Source organism: Ruegeria sp. AL1 (assembly GCF_056540905.1).
Genome location: NZ_JBQFXP010000022.1, coordinates 1 through 15689 on the forward strand (window position 1 = coordinate 1; position 15689 = coordinate 15689).

Here is a 15689-nt window from a genome sequence, read left to right on the forward strand (position 1 = left end):
CGCACCACCCGTCGGATAATAAACACCCGTTACACCACCCGTCCCAATCGTGATAAACTCCTCAGCATACGCCGCAGGCGCTAAAAAGGCGACGGTTACAGCCGCTGTGATTGAAGATTTATTGAGCACTTTGACACTCCTGTTGTCAGTCTTTTTTGATCCTTGTGAGAATGCCTGATCGACCCAAAACGCGGTTTTGGAATCAGCCACCCAGATGCGAATTATGAAAGCGAAACCAATCGGTGCGTGTCTATACGGTAGTTTACGTATAGGCTTGGGGGCAAGGGCGCGGGCATCATGGCCCGGGCCTAACCGCAACCACCACCTGGACTGAAGATTGGACAGCACAGCGCAACAGGATTTCCGCCGGGATCAGGCCGAACCCGCCCGCAGGCGCAGGTCGCTGCGCGCGACGCTGGCCCTGTGTCTGGCGGGGCTGCAATTTGTGGCGGTGCTGTCGGTGACATTGTCGACCTTTGTCAGCTCGGAAAACGCGCTTTTGCGGCAGTCGCGCATTTCGCTGAACGAGGTCAGTGTCAATGTCATCGGTCAGGTCAAAAACTTTCTGAACCCGGCGCGGCAGGTGCTGGATGCCACGCGGCGGCTGGCAGAAAACGATGTGCTGGACATCAACGATACCGCTGCGCTGGAAAGCCATTTTTTCCAGCAATTGCAGGTCGCTCCGCAGCTGGCGGGGATTTATCTGGCCGATGAAACCGGGCGGTTCGTCTATGTGATGCGGACTGAGGAACCCGGTCGTTACCGCACCAAGGTCATCCCGCCCTTTGCCCCCGAGATCACCGAACATCCGGCGGATTTTCAATGGCGCAACGACCACTTTACCCTGCTGGACACCGCCGAGACCCAGACCGACACGTACGAGGCCCGCACCCGCCCGTGGTTCAGAATGGTCGATGCCGAGAAAGCTCCCATTTGGACGCAGCCCTATATCTTTTACACCACCCGTCAGCCGGGCATCACCTATGGCGTGCCGGTGTTGGACGATGCCGGCGAAACCCGCGCCATTCTGGGCATCGACATCCAGATCGATGCGCTGTCGGGATTTCTGCTGGATATCTGGTCGGAACGGCGCGGCGCGGCACTGGTGCTGAACGAGGATGGCTCGGTTCTGGCGCATCCGACATTGGTGCTGATCGATCAGGATGCGGATTTCGACAATCCGGAACTACCGATGGTGGACCAGATCAACGACGCATTGGCGCGTCAGGCCTTTGGCACCTTGGTGCAGAAAGACAAGGCCGAGGTCGAAGGCCCCGTTCATACCGATTTCGAACTGGGTGGTCAGGACTATGTCGCAATGCTGATCGACGTGTCGGAGCCCGGCCTGAACTGGTTGATCGGGCTTTACGCCGCCGAAGACAACTTCATCGGCGAGATCAAGAAAAACCGGGTGCAGGGCATCTGGATCGCGCTGTCCATCGCCATCCTGACCGGTGCTGTTGGCCTGGCGCTGGCCGACCGCATCTATGCCCCGGTGCGCAGCTTCGCCAGCCAGACACAGCGCCTGTCCAGCGGCGAGATCACCCCTGACGAAGGCGTGCACAGCCCCTATCGCGAGCTTGAAGACAGCGGTGCCGCGCTGGCGCAGGAGGTGCGGCAAAGGCAGCGGTTCGAAACCGCCTATGGTCGCACATTCGATCTGGCCTCGCGCGGGATGGCGCAGATTTCGCCCGAAACCGGGCGGTTCCAGCGGGTGAACGAACAGCTTTGCGATATCATGGGCTACCAGCCCGGTGAATTAGAGAACCTGACGCTGGCCGAGACCTTGCCCGATGATGGCCAACAGATCGCGGTGAAGTTCCGCGAAACGTTGCTGCAGGATTCCGAATTCATCGCAGAAACTCCGTTTGTCCGCAAAGACGGCTCGACCATATGGCTGCGGGTGAACGCGATCCTGATCCGCGACGAAAAGGGTGTGCCTGACCATGCCGTTGCCATTGTCGACGATGTCAGCGATCGCAAACAGGCCGAGGATGAAGCCAGCCGCCTCAGCCGCGATCTGTCCCACGTGGCGCGGGTGAACCTGATGGGCGAGATGGCCTCGGGGCTGGCGCACGAACTGAACCAGCCGCTCAGCGCGATTTCCTACAATGTGGATGCCGCCAAGATCACGCTTGAGGAAATCGGCGACCCGGACCCTGATCTGAACCAGATCCTCAGCGATATCGACCGCCAATCGCGCCGTGCGGGGGATATCATCCGGGCCCTGCGCGACGTGGTCCGCAAAGATCGCGGGCGCCAGACTCCGTTCGAGCTGAACGGGTTGATCCGGCAAACCGTCACTCTGATGGAGGCGGAGGCCAAGCTGCATGATATCAGATTGCGATATGCCGAGACCGCGCTGCCCGCGGTCATCGGCAACCGGACGCAGATTGCACAGGTGCTGGTCAATCTGTTGCGCAATGCCATCGACGCGCTGGCGCGTCACCCGTCAGAGACAGGCCGAGTCACTATTTCGACCCAAATCGCCCCGGATATGGTCGAGGTCCGGGTCGAGGATAACGGCCCCGGTGTCGATCCTACTGTCACCCTGTTCAATACTTTCGACACCCAAAAAACCGATGGAATGGGGCTGGGTCTGTCCATCTGCCGAACCATCGTCAAAGCCAATGGCGGAGAAATCCGGTACGAGCCTACCGAAGACGGCAGCGCCCGGTTTTGCTTTACGCTCAGACGCAGCGCCTTTGATGAGGAAGAAGAATGACGGCCACCCCTCCGACCGTGTTCATTGTGGATGATGACGACGACGTGCGTGTTGCGCTGTCGCGGTCTTTGACCAAACGCGGCATGGAGGTGCATCACTTTGCCGATGCACAGACGTTTCTGGACTCGGTGCGTGACGATGCCGAGGGGTGCCTGATACTGGATTATGGCATGCCCGGCATGGACGGGCTGGAACTGCAAGATCATCTGATGGGCCGGAACTCGACCATTCCGATCATTTTCATTTCGGGCCATGGTGGCATTCCGGAATCTGTGCGCGCCACCAAGGCCGGGGCGATAGATTTTCTGGAAAAACCCTTTGATCTGACGGTTCTGATTGAACGCATAGAAGCTGCGCAAGACATAGGTGCAGGCTTGCGGGATGAAAAATCACGCGCCGACGCATTGGCGGAAAAACGGGGGCGCTTGACCGAACGCGAGGAAGAGGTCCTGCAACATATCCTCACCCATCCCGAACGGACCTCAAGCAAAGAGATCGCGGCGGAACTTGGGATCAGCCCCAGAACCGTCGAAATTCACCGGGGCCGCATTCAGCAGAAGGTTGGCGTCAAGACAACCATCGAACTTTATAAAATGTTCGGTCAAGGCGTCTGAGACGGGAATCCGGTCGTGGCAAGTAACATCAGCCCCTTTGGCCATACTGCCGACGGAACGCCGGTCCAGCGGATCGAACTGACAGGCCGGAACCTGCGCGCGGCCATCCTGACCTACGGGGCCACCGTTCAGGACCTGCGATGGTCCGGAACCGCTCATCCTTTGGTTCTGGGGTGGGAGGATTTGAATGGCTACCTGACAAGCGACACGTATTTCGGCGCCATCGTTGGTCGGTTCGCCAACCGGATCGCCCATGGTCGTTATTGGATTGATGATCAGGAATTCCAGACCCAGCACAATTTTCTGGACCGGCATACGTTGCACGGCGGTATCCAAGGCAGCAGCCACCAGGTCTGGCACATAGAAAAGGTTAACACGCAATCTGTCGAGCTGTCGCTTGAGATGCCTGACGGCCATATGGGCTTTTCCGGCCATCTGACTGTCCGTACCAAATACGAAATCGTACAGGATCGGACGCTGCAGGTGACCATTTGCGCAACCTGCACCAGTCCGAGCCTGTGCAGTTTTGCCCCACATAGCTATTTCAATCTTGATGGTGGCCCGGATATCACGAACCACAGCTTGCAGATCAATGCAGAAACCTATCTGCAAACGGACGGTGACCTGATCCCCACCGGAACGCAGTTGCCTGTCAAAACCGGCAAGTGTGATTTCAGAGCTGCGCGACCCATCGGCAAGCAAGAGTTGGATCACAATTTCTGTCTTGCTTCCGCCCGGTGTGACCTGCGCCCGGTTGCCAGCCTGCAAAGTTCTCGGTCAGGTCTGCGCATGACGGTCCACACAACTGAACCGGGACTTCAGATTTATACGGCAGCCCAACTGGATACCTCGTGCCGCGACGGGCTGGAGGGGCGACGATATGGCAACTTCGCCGGCCTCGCGATAGAACCGCAACTGTGGCCGGATGCACCAAACCACCCCGGTTTTCCCAACGCGGCCCTTTACCCCGGTCAGATTTCCAAACAAGTGACACGCTTCGAATTTGCCCAAGACTGAACGTGCCGACACGCCCCTCAGAACAGGGTCTGAGGGGCGTGTCGGATCATGGAACCTGCTGTTCGGCAACAATCTCGCCAAAGCGCGTAAAGAACTTGCCGGACAGTTTCTTGGCCGTGCCCGCAATCAGCCGACTGCCCAATTGTGCAATCTTGCCGCCAACATCGACTTTTGCGGTATAAGCCAAAACAGTTTCGGACCCGTCTTCGGTCAAGGAGACATCCGCGCCGCCTTTTGCAAACCCTGCGGCACCTCCCTTGCCTTCTCCCTTCAATGAAAACCCGTTTGGCGCGTTCGAGGTATCCAGTGTCACCTCACCGGCAAATCGCGCTTTGACCGGTCCAATTTTCAGCACCACCTTAGCGGCCAGCTGATCCTGCCCGGTCTGGGTCAGTTCTTCGCATCCCGGGATACATTCGCGCAAAACCTCGGCGTTATTGAGCGCGCGGTAGACAACGTCGCGCGGGGCGGCAATGCGGATTTCGTCACTTAGTTCCATTGGGTCAGTCCTTTGTTCAACAACATCTGGGATATACGCGCAACGCCTCGTCGGTTGCTTCCTGCGTCGTCATCTTGCGGGGCGCAGGCCAGAATGCCCGCAACCTGTCACGCCATTTTTTCATCATCGGATTGCTCCTCGGATCGGTCTGTATTTCGCCATTTCACGATCTCGGCCAGAATCGACAGCGCGATCTCATGCGGATCAACCGCGTGGATGTGCAATCCTGCCGGGGCTTTCAACGCCTGTGTTCGGGCCGGGTTCATGCCCTGCGCCACCAGTTTGTCACACAGAACCTGCGCTTTGCGCTGACTTGCAACCATCGACACCCGCCGCGCGGCCGAGTTCAAGGCGGAGTCCAACGCCGCACCATCCCCATGACCCTGCGATGCGACCACAACAAAATCACGCGGCTCGATACCCAAAGCCTGCAAGTCATCGGGGTCAAACACGGTGTGGCCGACATCACCAATTTCGGCAGACACGCAAACACGCAGTCCCATCATTGCACCATGTGCAGCCAACGCCGAAGCAATGGGCGTTTCCCCAAAAATCACCAGCCGCGGTGCGTTCTGGTAGGGTTCGACCAGCAAATCGACCGTTCCTCCGGACGGGCAACCGCTTTTGAAGGTTTGCACGCCATCCGGGTCCGTCATGGCCACCACCTTGTCCGAGGGTTTCACACGGATCATCTGCGGAGTCCCACTGGCCAATGCCTGTACTGCCGAACTGCGCACAGCACGCTGAACGCACGCCCCGCCCAGATGCCCGACAATCGTGCCATCAGAGGTCACCGCCGCCTTTGCCCCCGCCTTGGCCGAAGTGGCATCCGCCGTGCGCAGTACAGTTGCCACACAAAATGCTTCACCTTCTTTGCGGAGCGTTTCGATCCTGTCAAATATGTCAAATCCAGGCATGAGTGCTCCTTTCACAATTTCCGGAACTGCGGTTCAAGCGCCGCCAGTGCGTCCAGCGTGTTGGCTGGCAAATGCGCATCCAGATGAGGTTCAGCCGCCCGGATCGCCGCAGCCACAGGTTCGTAGGACTGCCACCCTTTCAGCGGGTTCAGCCAGACGATCCGCCGGGTTTTGCGCCGAACACGCGCCAGGACATTGCCCAGCGCCTGCGGATCGGAACTGCAATAGCCATCCGACAGGATCAACACGATGGTCCGCCCGTTCAGCGCCCGCGCGCCATAGCCGTTCAGGAAACTCTCAAGGCTTCCCGAAATGTCGGTGCCACCGCCAAAGCCTTCGGCCATCAGCGAGAGCCGACCTGTGGCTCGGATCGAGTCGTGATCGCGCAGCGCATCTGTCACCCGCATCAGACGCGTGTGGAACAGATAAGCATCCGCCTCGGTCCCGCTGCCGATCAGTCCTTTGAGAAAGGCCAGAAAGACGCGGGAATAGACCGTCATCGATCCGCTGACATCACACAAGGCCACGATCCGCATCGGACGCGGAGGACGGGCGCGACGGTAGAGGTCCAACGGCTCGCCCCCGCGCGCCAGACTGGCCCGCTGAATGCGCCGCATGTCCAGCGCGGGGCCGCGCAAGGCGCGTTTTCTACGCCGCGACCGCCGATCCCGAATGGCACCCGCCAAACGCTCGGCCGTCCTTTCTGCCTGTTTTAGAGACTGTTCGTCCATCAACTCCCGCAAGTCCCGGCGCGACAGGTTGGCCGTGCGGGTCGCGATAAGCTTCCCGTCCATCCCTTCGGCCTCCCCGTCGCCCGGATCAGGAGTGGTGACTGCCTGATCTGAATCTGTCTGCGTGTCCTGTTCTGGCTGCTCTTGCCCCTGCCAGATCATCGGCTTGGCCGATTGCACCCGCACATATGCGCTCTGCGCCATCCCGCTGCGCTGCTTGCCCGCGTTGAACCAATAGGCATCGAACAACGCGTCAAACTGCCGCCAGTCCTCGGCATCCCCGGCCAACAAAGCACACAAGGCCTGCCTTGCCTGAGCCACGTCTGCTGCTTCGATCTTGGACAAAGCGGCCAGCGCATCTTCGGTTTCGCGCACGCCCACGCGCAGACCATTCATACGCAAATGCGCCATGAAGCCTGACATCCGGTCAGCCAAACCCGCAGCGCGAGAAGGAAAGCGCGTCACCTGCATCACGCCACCTTTCCGATCAGGCGGTCCATGACCTCGGGCGGCGCGGCGTCATAGTCAGCAGCGGTTTTCAGCAGGCAGACCAGAGTCGCCTGAACCTCCTCCCGCGCTTGCGCCAGATCGTTGACACCCAACCCGGACAGCGCAGCCGCCCAATCCAGCATCTCGGCAATGCCCGGCACCTTCTCAAGGTCCTCTTTCCGCAGAGCCTGAACAACACCAATGATCTGACGCGCCAAAAGCGCCTCAACCTCAGGCATCCTTGCGCGCAGGATCGCCATTTCGGTCTCTTTCGAGGGATAGTCCAGAAAACTGTACAGACACCGCCGCCGCAAAGCGTCTGACAAATCCCGCGTCCCGTTGGCAGTCAGGATCACAATCGGTCGCGCCTTCGCCTCAACCGTCCCAAGCTCGGGGATGGTGATCTGAAAGTCGGACAAGATTTCCAGCAGATAAGCTTCGAACTCTTCATCCGCCCGATCAATCTCATCAATCAGCAAAACCGGAGGCGCGTCCTGCGAAATGGCCTCTAACAAAGGCCGTTTCAGCAGATAAGCGTCAGAAAACAACTGCGCTTCTCCAACACCCCCTTGCGCTTCACTCGCGCGAATCGCCAACAACTGCCGCTGATAGTTCCACTCATAGATCGCGTGGCTGGCGTCCAAACCTTCGTAACACTGCAACCGGATCAACCGCGCCTCAAGCCAGGCCGCCACGGCCTTGGCCACCTCGGTCTTGCCCACACCGGCAGGACCCTCCAGCAACAAAGGCCGCCCCAAAGCCTGCGCCAGATGCAACGCCATTGCCAACCGATCATCAGCGACGTAGCCCTGCGCGGCCAACCCGTTCTGCACATCACTCAAAGTCAAAACCAGGATCCATTCTTCATCTGGCCAAAAATATCCCGGGGGTCCAAGGGGGCAGAGCCCCCTTGCTTCGGTCGGACCAGCAACAGCCGGTCCGACCCCAATCACCCATGCATCCCCAACCCATTGGCGATCTTCCAGATGCGCCAATGATCATGCGGCATATGACTCTGCACCAACCCAAAGGGCCGGAACGCATCATGCACCGCATTCGAGAACGCAGGCACACCTCCGACATTCGGGCTTTCGCCGACGCCCTTCGCGCCAATCGGATGGTGCGGAGACGGCGTCACCGTGTGACCGGTGGTATAATTCGGCGTCTCCCACGCTGTCGGCAGGAAGAAGTCCATCAGGGTTCCGGTCTTCACATTACCCATCTCATCATAGGCGATCTCCTGACCCATTGCGATGGCCAACGCCTCGGTCACGCCACCATGGACTTGCCCTTCGATGATCATCGGGTTGATCCGCGTACCGCAATCGTCGAGCGCATAGAACTGGCGCACTTCCCATTCGCCGGTATCCACGTCGATCTCCATCACGCAGATATAGGCTCCGAACGGGTAAGTCATGTTCGGTGGGTCGTAATAGCTGACGGCCTCCAATCCGGGTTCCAGCCCCGGGATCGCTTGATTATAAGCGGCGAAGGCGATTTCCTTCATCGTCTTGAACCGCTCGGGCGCGCCCTTGACCGCGAACCGATCCACGTCCCATTCGACATCGTCATCATGGACCTCAAGCAGATAAGCCGCGATCATCTGAGCCTTGGCCCGGATTTTACGCGCAGCCATCGCGGTCGCCGCACCGGCCACAGGCGTGGACCGAGACCCGTAAGTCCCCAGACCATACGGAGCGGTGTCGGTGTCGCCTTCCTCCAGCGTGATGTCATCGGCGGGCAGGCCAATCTCACTGGCGATGATCTGGGCAAAGGTCGTCGCGTGACCCTGACCCTGAGAGATTGTGCCCAGCCGAGCAATGGCGGACCCGGTCGGATGGATGCGGATTTCACAGCTGTCGAACATCCCTAGCCCTAGGATATCACAGTTCTTCACTGGCCCGGCGCCCACGATTTCGGTGAAATGCGTCAGACCAATGCCAATCAGCTTGCGGGATTTACCTGCTTTGAAGTCTTCGACCCGCTGTGCCTGTTCCGCCCGCAGAGCGTCATAGTCCACGGCCTTCAGCGCCTTGTCCCAAGCGGTATGATAATCGCCCGAGTCATATTCCCAGCCCAACGCGGACTGATAGGGGAACTGATCGGCCTTGATGAAGTTGATCCGGCGCAGTTCGGCCGCATCCATGTTCAGCTTGATGGCCAAAACCTCAATCATCCGTTCGATGAAATAGGCGGCCTCGGTCACACGGAAGGAACAGCGATAGGCCACCCCGCCCGGAGCCTTATTGGTGTAAACCCCATCGACAGCCAGATAGGCAGTTGGGATGTCATAAGACCCGGTGCAGATATTCATGAACCCCGCCGGGAACTTGGTCGGGTCGGCGCAGGCGTCAAAGCCGCCATGATCCGCCGTGGTGTGACACCACAATCCGGTGATCTTACCCTCTTTGGTGGCCGCGATCTTGCCCTGCATCCAGTAGTCGCGGGCAAAGGCGGTGGACATCAGATTCTCCATCCGGTCCTCGACCCATTTTACTGGTTTACCGGTCACGATGGATGCTACAACCGAACAGACATAGCCCGCATAAGCGCCGACCTTGTTGCCAAACCCGCCACCGATATCAGGGCTGATGACCCGAATGTTGTGTTCTGCGATACCAGAGATCAGCGACACAACCGTCCGGATCGCGTGCGGGGCCTGAAATGTGCCGTAAAGCGTCAGTTTCCCAGTCACCTTGTCCATGCTGGCCACCGAGCCGCAAGTCTCCAGCGGGCAAGGATGGGTGCGGTGATAGTACACCATCTCTTCGGCGACCACGTCAGCCTCGGCCAGAATGGCCTCGGTCGCGTCTTTGTCGCCCTGTTCCCAAGTGAAGATGTGGTTGTGATGCTTGCGAGGGCCGTGCGCACCTTCGGTCTGACCTTCAAGGTCTTCGCGCAGCACCAAATCGGATTTCAGCGCCTCGAACGGGTCGGTCAAAACCGGCAGTTCTTCGTATTCAACCTCAACCAGTTCCGCAGCATCCGCCGCGATATAGCGATCCTCGGCGACGACAAAGGCCACTTCCTGTCCCTGAAACAGCACTTTGCCGTCGGCCAGAACCATCTGCTTGTCGCCCGCCAGGGTCGGCATCCAGTGCAGGCCCAGCGGCGACAGGTCGTCGGCTGTCAGAACAGCGATCACGCCGGGCAACGCCAGAGCCGCTTCTTTGTTCACGCTGACAACGCGGGCATGGGCGTAGGGGGAGCGTACGAAGTCGCCGAACAACATGCCGTCCAGCTTGATGTCGTCGACATAGTTGCCCTTGCCCTGGGTAAAGCGCACATCCTCGACGCGTTTGCGCGAGCTGCCCATCCCTTTGAGGTTGGCGGCGCGTTCTTCGGGGGTCAGAGTCTGATCGTTCATTCCGCAGCCTCCTTCTGGGCGTTCAGCATGTCAGCCGAAGCCGAGATCGCCTTGACGATATTCTGGTACCCGGTGCAGCGGCACAGGTTTCCGGCCATTCCGAAACGGATGTCTTCCTCGGTCGGATTCGGGTTCTCCTGCAGCAAGCGATGCGCGCGGGTGATCATGCCCGGTGTGCAGAAGCCACATTGCAGCCCGTGATGCTCGCGGAACATTTCCTGCAACACACCAAGGCTGCCATCGTCATTGGTCAGCCCCTCGACGGTGGTGATATCGGCGCCGTTTACCTGCGCGACAAAGGTCGTGCAGGATTTGACGGACTTGCCGTCGATATCCACGGTGCAGGCCCCGCAATGGCTGGTTTCACATCCGATATGAGGGCCGGTGATTTTCAGATCTTCCCGCAGGAAGTGGATCAACAGCGTGCGCGGCTCGGCCAGACCTTCGACCTCTTTACCGTTCACGGTGAGTTTGACGTGCATTTTCGACATGGTTTCCTCCCCTCAACCCGCGCGGCTTTGCGCACGGTCGATGGCGCGGCGCAGCATCACGGCGGCCACATGTTTCTTGAATTCGACAGGTCCGCGGTTGTCGGCAACGGGTTCGATCGCATCCAGCATCGCAGCAACGCAGCCGTTCACATCGCCATCAGCCAGCGCAGCGCTTGCACTTTCGGACCAGACCGGCGTGTCGGCCAAATTGGTCATCGCGACCGAGGCCGTTCCGTTGCCCACCATCACGGCGGCGGCGGCGGTGGCATAGTCACCGATCTTGCGCTTTTGCTTTTCATAGGCCTGACCGACACCGGCACCCGGCACCGGGATCGAAATCCGAGTCAGGATTTCCTCATCCTCACGGGCGGTGAAATACGCAGCCTCGTAAAACTCCCGCGCGGCGACACTGCGGGACCCATCCGGGCCGGACAGATCGAATGTCGCGTTCAGGCATTGCATCAGCCCCGGCATGTCGTTGCCCGGGTCTCCATTGGCCACGTTGCCGCCAACCGTCCCGACATAGCGCACCTGCGGATCTGCGATCTGCAACGCCGCTTCGCGGATCAGCGGAATGGCCGAGGCGAGGTCGTCATGTGTGATCAGCTCATGCTGCGTGACCATCGCGCCAAGGGTCACGGTATCGGACCCGACCTCGATGCCCTTCAATTCCTCGATGGCCTGCAGATCGACCAGATGGCCCATCTCGGCCATACGCAGCTTCATCATCGGGATCAGGCTGTGCCCGCCCGCGATCACGCGTGCCTCGTCTCCGTGTTCCTGCAGAATGCCGATGGCCGAGGCGATGTCGCCTGGCCGGTGATACTCAAAACCGGCTGGTATCATATGTTTCCTCCCTGGGTCCGGGCAGTATGCCTTGGGGGACCTGCAGCCAGCAGAGGATGCGGGGATCAGCCATTCCAGCCAACGGAAACGGGGCGCGCAGCTTGTTTCACGAAATGCGAATGGGCTGCACGAGATGCGATCAAAGACCCAAAGCGTCGCGGATAACCGTCAGACGAGATCGGCTGACCGGGACCTTGATCAACGCGTCTACACCATCGAAATAACAGGTGCCATTGTCCTTGTGCCTCTCAAAACGCGAGACATGTTTGGGGTTCACCAGATAGCTGCGATGCGCGCGCAAGAAGCCCTCGGGAGACAGGCGCGCCTCAGCCTCGGTGATCGACCAGGGGCAAAAGAGTTTCTCGGCATCCATGTAGAGGATGGTGTAATGTCCTTCAGCCCGGATCGCGGCGATGCCGGAGGGTTCGGCAAAAAACGTTTGCCCTTCGCGCTCAAACGGAACGCCGGCCCGTAAGACGGGTTCCGGTTCAGGCATCGGCATGGGGGCGGGTGTGGCGGGGGCGGGGTTGGGTTCGATGAAGCTGACCCCAGTCAGCAGGAATGCCCCGCAGATCAGAAACACGGCGACGGTTACGCCCATCGCCAGCACCTGATTGTTCAGCGCGGGACCTGCGCCGCCAGCGGCATCGCTTGCGACGAAATCGGTCAGGCCGGTGGCGACAAAATGCATGGTGAACACCGCCAAACCGAAACAGGCCGTGCCCAACAGGATGTTACGCTGGGTGCGGTTGTCATATGCGACCCAGATCGCCAACACTGACAGCACCACTGACGCAACGGTCGAAATCGCTACATCCCGCACGGTGTAGACGGGGCGACATAGCTCCATACCGGCCATGCCGACATAATGCATCACCACGATGCCCAGCCCGACGATGACCCCGGCGCCAACAATGGTCTGCATCGAGCGTGGGCGGAAATGCAGCAGCAACAGCGCAAGCCCGACCATCAGGATCGCAACCAAAGCCGATATCAAGGTGATCAGCGCGTCATAGTAGAACAGGATCGGAAGCTGCAGCCCCAGCATCGCGACAAAATGCATCGACCAGATGCCGCCGCCCAGAATGACAGCCGCCAGTGCCACGGTGACTTTACGCCGCTGGTCGTCCAGCTTGGACGCTCCATGCGTCAGATAAAGGCCAGTGAACCCGGCCATCAGCGCCACGGCCAAGGAAGCCGCCACAAGCCAGGCGTTATGCGAGTAGTCCAGCATTTTGGTCTGCACGCCCTCCCCGACGCACGGGCGACGTTAGCAAAGGGATATGACTTGGACAATCGGCAGTTGCTGCCGAAGCCCAGCGCCAGGCGTGATCGGTGATGAGGTGAAACAGGCGCTAGGCCTGTTTCTCGACTACGGGTTCGACGTCGGCCTGAACCGGTTCGGCTTCCACTTCGATAACTTCGGCTTCTGCGCTGTCCTCGGCCTCGTCATCCTCATCTTCGGTATTGTCTTCCAATGCGCCAACGATCAGCGGCAGCATGTGGACGCCGGTTGCCGTTGCGATCTCGGGCGTTTGCGGGGTTTGCCAGCTGAGCGTGTCGAAACTACCGCAATTCTGGCAGACAGGGGCCCATTCGGCCTGGATGTCATGGCAATTGTCGCACACCCATTGCGGGCCACGCGGTGCATTCAGCGCCTTGGCCAGCCATCCCTGAACCACTGCATCCGAACCGCCCTCGCCCCGCTCGACCGCTGCCATCAGCGTATATGCGCGCGCGTCGCCTTGCTTTTCAACCACATCGCCCAGCGCACGACGGGCTTCGGGGAAATCTTCGGCCACGATGTTCAACTCGGCCAATATCAGGCGGGTTTCCATATTTTCCGGATGGATGCGTGTCAGCGCAGAAAACCGATTGATCCGCGCATCAGGGGTTTCGTTCGGAGCAATCTCGGCAAAGGCATGTGCCAGATCAGGATGCGGCTGCACCTCCCACGCTTTCTTGAGGATCTTGGTTGCCGCGCGCGGTTTGCCCTTTTCGATATAGGCCCGCGCCGCCATGGCAGCAGCAGGCACCAGATCCGGAGACAGGCGGTTTGCTTCTATGGCATGTTCCTGCTGCGCGACAGTTGCGCTGTCGTCCAGAATGTCCTTTGCCTCGGACAAGGCCAGAACTGCATCACGCCGCTTGAAAACATCACGCGGCAGATGCCCCGCCTTCAGCTTCGACGTCAGGGTTGACCGCGCACCGGTCCAGTCCTGTGCCTTGGTCTGGAGGCCCAGCAGGATATCCTGCGTCTCTTGGTGGCGCGGTTTGATTGCCAGCGCTTTTTCGGCCAGTTTCCGGGCTGTATCATCATCACCCTCGGCCAGTTTCTGTTTCATGATACCGCGCACCCCAACAAACCGGGTCGCGTTGCTGGTGACCAGCTTCTTATATGTTTCGGATGCTTTTCTGGTATCGCCGTTCATCTCGGCGGCTTGCGCCACCAGCAGATTGGTCAGTTCGGGCTTGTTCAGCAGCTTTTCGGCCTTGGCCGCCTTGGTCATCGCAATGCGCCCCTCACCCGAGGCAAGCGCCATCAGCCCGTCCGACAGCGCCTGATATCCACGCTGTTCCCGGCTTCGGTCGAAATACCGCGACAGGGCGGTCTCGTCACCATTGAGGAATTTCAGCGTCGCGATCAACAGGGTCAGCAGCTTGAAGAACAACCAGACGGCAAAAACCAGCACGCCCAGCGCGATCACTGATTGCAGCGGCCCAAGCGTGTATTCGGTGCCAGCAACGGTGACCTGCACCCCGCCCGACGATTCCATGAGGAACCCCGCGCCAATGGCCAGCAGACCGATAATCGCAACAAAAACAAGGATCTTTAACAATGACCACAGCATGGCAGGTCCTTCAGTTCGAGTTCAGGCTTGAAGCAAGCGTGTTTGCAGCATCGACCGCAGCAAGCCGGGTTTGTGCCGCTTGTGCCCAATCGGCCAGCGCTGTCTGGGCCGCTTCGGGCAGAGATTTCAATTCATTCAGTGCCGTTGCGACATCCCCATCCGCCAAAGCTGCCTGCGCCCGAGACAGAACCGCATCCGGGTCATCCCCATCCTGCGGCGTCACCGAACGCGCGCCGGTCTGACGTTGCAAAAAGGCAATCACACCGGTTCCCTTATCGGCTTCGCGCGCATCCGCCAGCGCCGCGCGGGCCGCGGGCGTAAAACTGCTACGAAGGGATGCGAGTGTTTCGACCCCATCCGCCGCCGACGCCGAAAGTGCGTCTGGAACTTCAACGCCGCCCGCTGTCAATTCTCCGACGAGCACCTCATAAGGCTGGCCTGCTTCCAGTTGTCCATGAAGTCGCGACAGGATCGCCGCATTTGTGGCGGCCTGCGCCTCAGCCGAGGCTTTGGCCTCAAGCGCCTGCGCGTCCGAGACCATCTTTTCGACTTCGCTGCGCTGGGCTACCAGCGAATCCTGCAATTTTTTCAATTCAGCTTCAAAGGCCGCCGTGGCTTCGGCCGAAACATTGGCTTCGATCGGCCGTTTCTCGAGTTCTGACAGTCTGTCACCCAAAGGAGTCACCTGCCCGGCAAGGGCATCGACACTGGACTTCACGGTGCTCAGGTCGCTTTCAACCGGGGACAACTTGTCGGATAGCGCTTTGATCTGGTCCGAGAGGCCTGCGACATCAGGGCTGTTCGCCAATTCGCTTGCCAGCTTGGCAATCTGATCCGACTGATCCGCCAGCTTCGCCTCAAGCGCGGCAACCGCATCCGAACTGTCGGACGCTGCGGGGGTCAATCCGCCATTGCCCACCACGAAGCCGATCCCGGCTGCCAGCACGCCGCCAATCAATGCGGGCACAAACCCGCCGCGTTTTTCGACGGTGCGTTCGATCACCTTCTCTTCTGCGCGGGCCTGCTCCACGACAGGCGTAACCTGATCAACGGCTTCGGCTTCGGCTTCGGCTTCGGCTTCGGCTTCGGCTTCGGCTTCGGCTTCGGCTTCGGCTTCGGCTTCGGCTTCGGCTTCGGCTTC

General features: G+C 59.7%; 13 protein-coding genes. 3 read left to right on the forward strand and 10 right to left on the reverse strand.

Going from position 1 to position 15689, the window contains the following annotated elements; translation table 11 throughout:
• Positions 1-337 precede the first annotated feature (337 nt).
• From ACRZ9X_RS21960 to ACRZ9X_RS21970, 3 genes are read left to right on the forward strand one after another with little or no spacing between them, the layout of a single operon-like run.
• Entirely contained in the window at positions 338-2725 is a 2388-nt protein-coding gene (locus ACRZ9X_RS21960) for a sensor histidine kinase (protein WP_480522235.1), read from the forward strand.
• Positions 2722-3339, forward strand: coding sequence for a response regulator transcription factor (locus ACRZ9X_RS21965; RefSeq protein WP_480522236.1), 618 nt, complete (start codon positions 2722-2724; stop codon positions 3337-3339). Before ACRZ9X_RS21960 ends, ACRZ9X_RS21965 begins: the two co-directional genes overlap by 4 nt.
• 15 nt (positions 3340-3354) lie before the next feature.
• Positions 3355-4356 (forward strand): aldose epimerase family protein, encoded by a 1002-nt coding sequence (locus tag ACRZ9X_RS21970; protein WP_480522237.1) that lies wholly within the window; start codon positions 3355-3357, stop codon positions 4354-4356.
• Positions 4357-4402: 46 nt separating this feature from the next.
• Here ACRZ9X_RS21970 and ACRZ9X_RS21975 read toward each other — a convergent pair whose 3' ends face one another.
• From ACRZ9X_RS21975 to ACRZ9X_RS22020, 10 genes are all read right to left on the reverse strand, one after another.
• Positions 4403-4855: an SRPBCC family protein gene (locus ACRZ9X_RS21975; protein WP_480522238.1), complete on the reverse strand. Its 453-nt coding sequence runs from the start codon at positions 4853-4855 to the stop codon at positions 4403-4405.
• Positions 4856-4962: 107 nt separating this feature from the next.
• The gene (locus ACRZ9X_RS21980; RefSeq protein ID WP_480522239.1) at positions 4963-5772 is read right to left on the reverse strand and encodes an XdhC family protein; all 810 of its coding nucleotides are present in this window, start codon (positions 5770-5772) and stop codon (positions 4963-4965) included.
• A gap of 11 nt (positions 5773-5783) precedes the next feature.
• Positions 5784-6974 (reverse strand): vWA domain-containing protein, encoded by a 1191-nt coding sequence (locus tag ACRZ9X_RS21985; protein ID WP_480522240.1) that lies wholly within the window; start codon positions 6972-6974, stop codon positions 5784-5786.
• Positions 6974-7840 (reverse strand): AAA family ATPase, encoded by an 867-nt coding sequence (locus ACRZ9X_RS21990; RefSeq protein ID WP_480522241.1) that lies wholly within the window; start codon positions 7838-7840, stop codon positions 6974-6976. Before ACRZ9X_RS21990 ends, ACRZ9X_RS21985 begins: the two co-directional genes overlap by 1 nt.
• Before the next feature lie 101 nt (positions 7841-7941).
• Positions 7942-10359 (reverse strand): aerobic carbon-monoxide dehydrogenase large subunit, encoded by a 2418-nt coding sequence (locus ACRZ9X_RS21995; RefSeq protein ID WP_480522242.1) that lies wholly within the window; start codon positions 10357-10359, stop codon positions 7942-7944.
• On the reverse strand, positions 10356-10850 hold the full coding sequence (locus ACRZ9X_RS22000) for a (2Fe-2S)-binding protein (protein WP_170473684.1): 495 nt from the start codon (positions 10848-10850) through the stop codon (positions 10356-10358). The genes ACRZ9X_RS21995 and ACRZ9X_RS22000 overlap by 4 nt, the downstream gene beginning before the upstream one ends.
• A 12-nt stretch (positions 10851-10862) precedes the next feature.
• Positions 10863-11696 carry an FAD binding domain-containing protein gene (locus tag ACRZ9X_RS22005; protein WP_480522243.1) on the reverse strand — a complete coding sequence of 278 codons (834 nt, stop codon included), beginning with the start codon at positions 11694-11696 and terminating at the stop codon, positions 10863-10865.
• A gap of 139 nt (positions 11697-11835) precedes the next feature.
• Positions 11836-12930, reverse strand: coding sequence for an MHYT domain-containing protein (locus tag ACRZ9X_RS22010; protein WP_480522246.1), 1095 nt, complete (start codon positions 12928-12930; stop codon positions 11836-11838).
• 121 nt (positions 12931-13051) lie between these two features.
• The gene (locus tag ACRZ9X_RS22015; protein ID WP_480522244.1) at positions 13052-14548 is read right to left on the reverse strand and encodes a heme biosynthesis HemY N-terminal domain-containing protein; all 1497 of its coding nucleotides are present in this window, start codon (positions 14546-14548) and stop codon (positions 13052-13054) included.
• A gap of 10 nt (positions 14549-14558) precedes the next feature.
• Positions 14559-15689, reverse strand: a 1131-nt coding sequence (locus ACRZ9X_RS22020; RefSeq protein WP_480522245.1) for a COG4223 family protein, incomplete at its 5' end; no start/stop codon positions are given.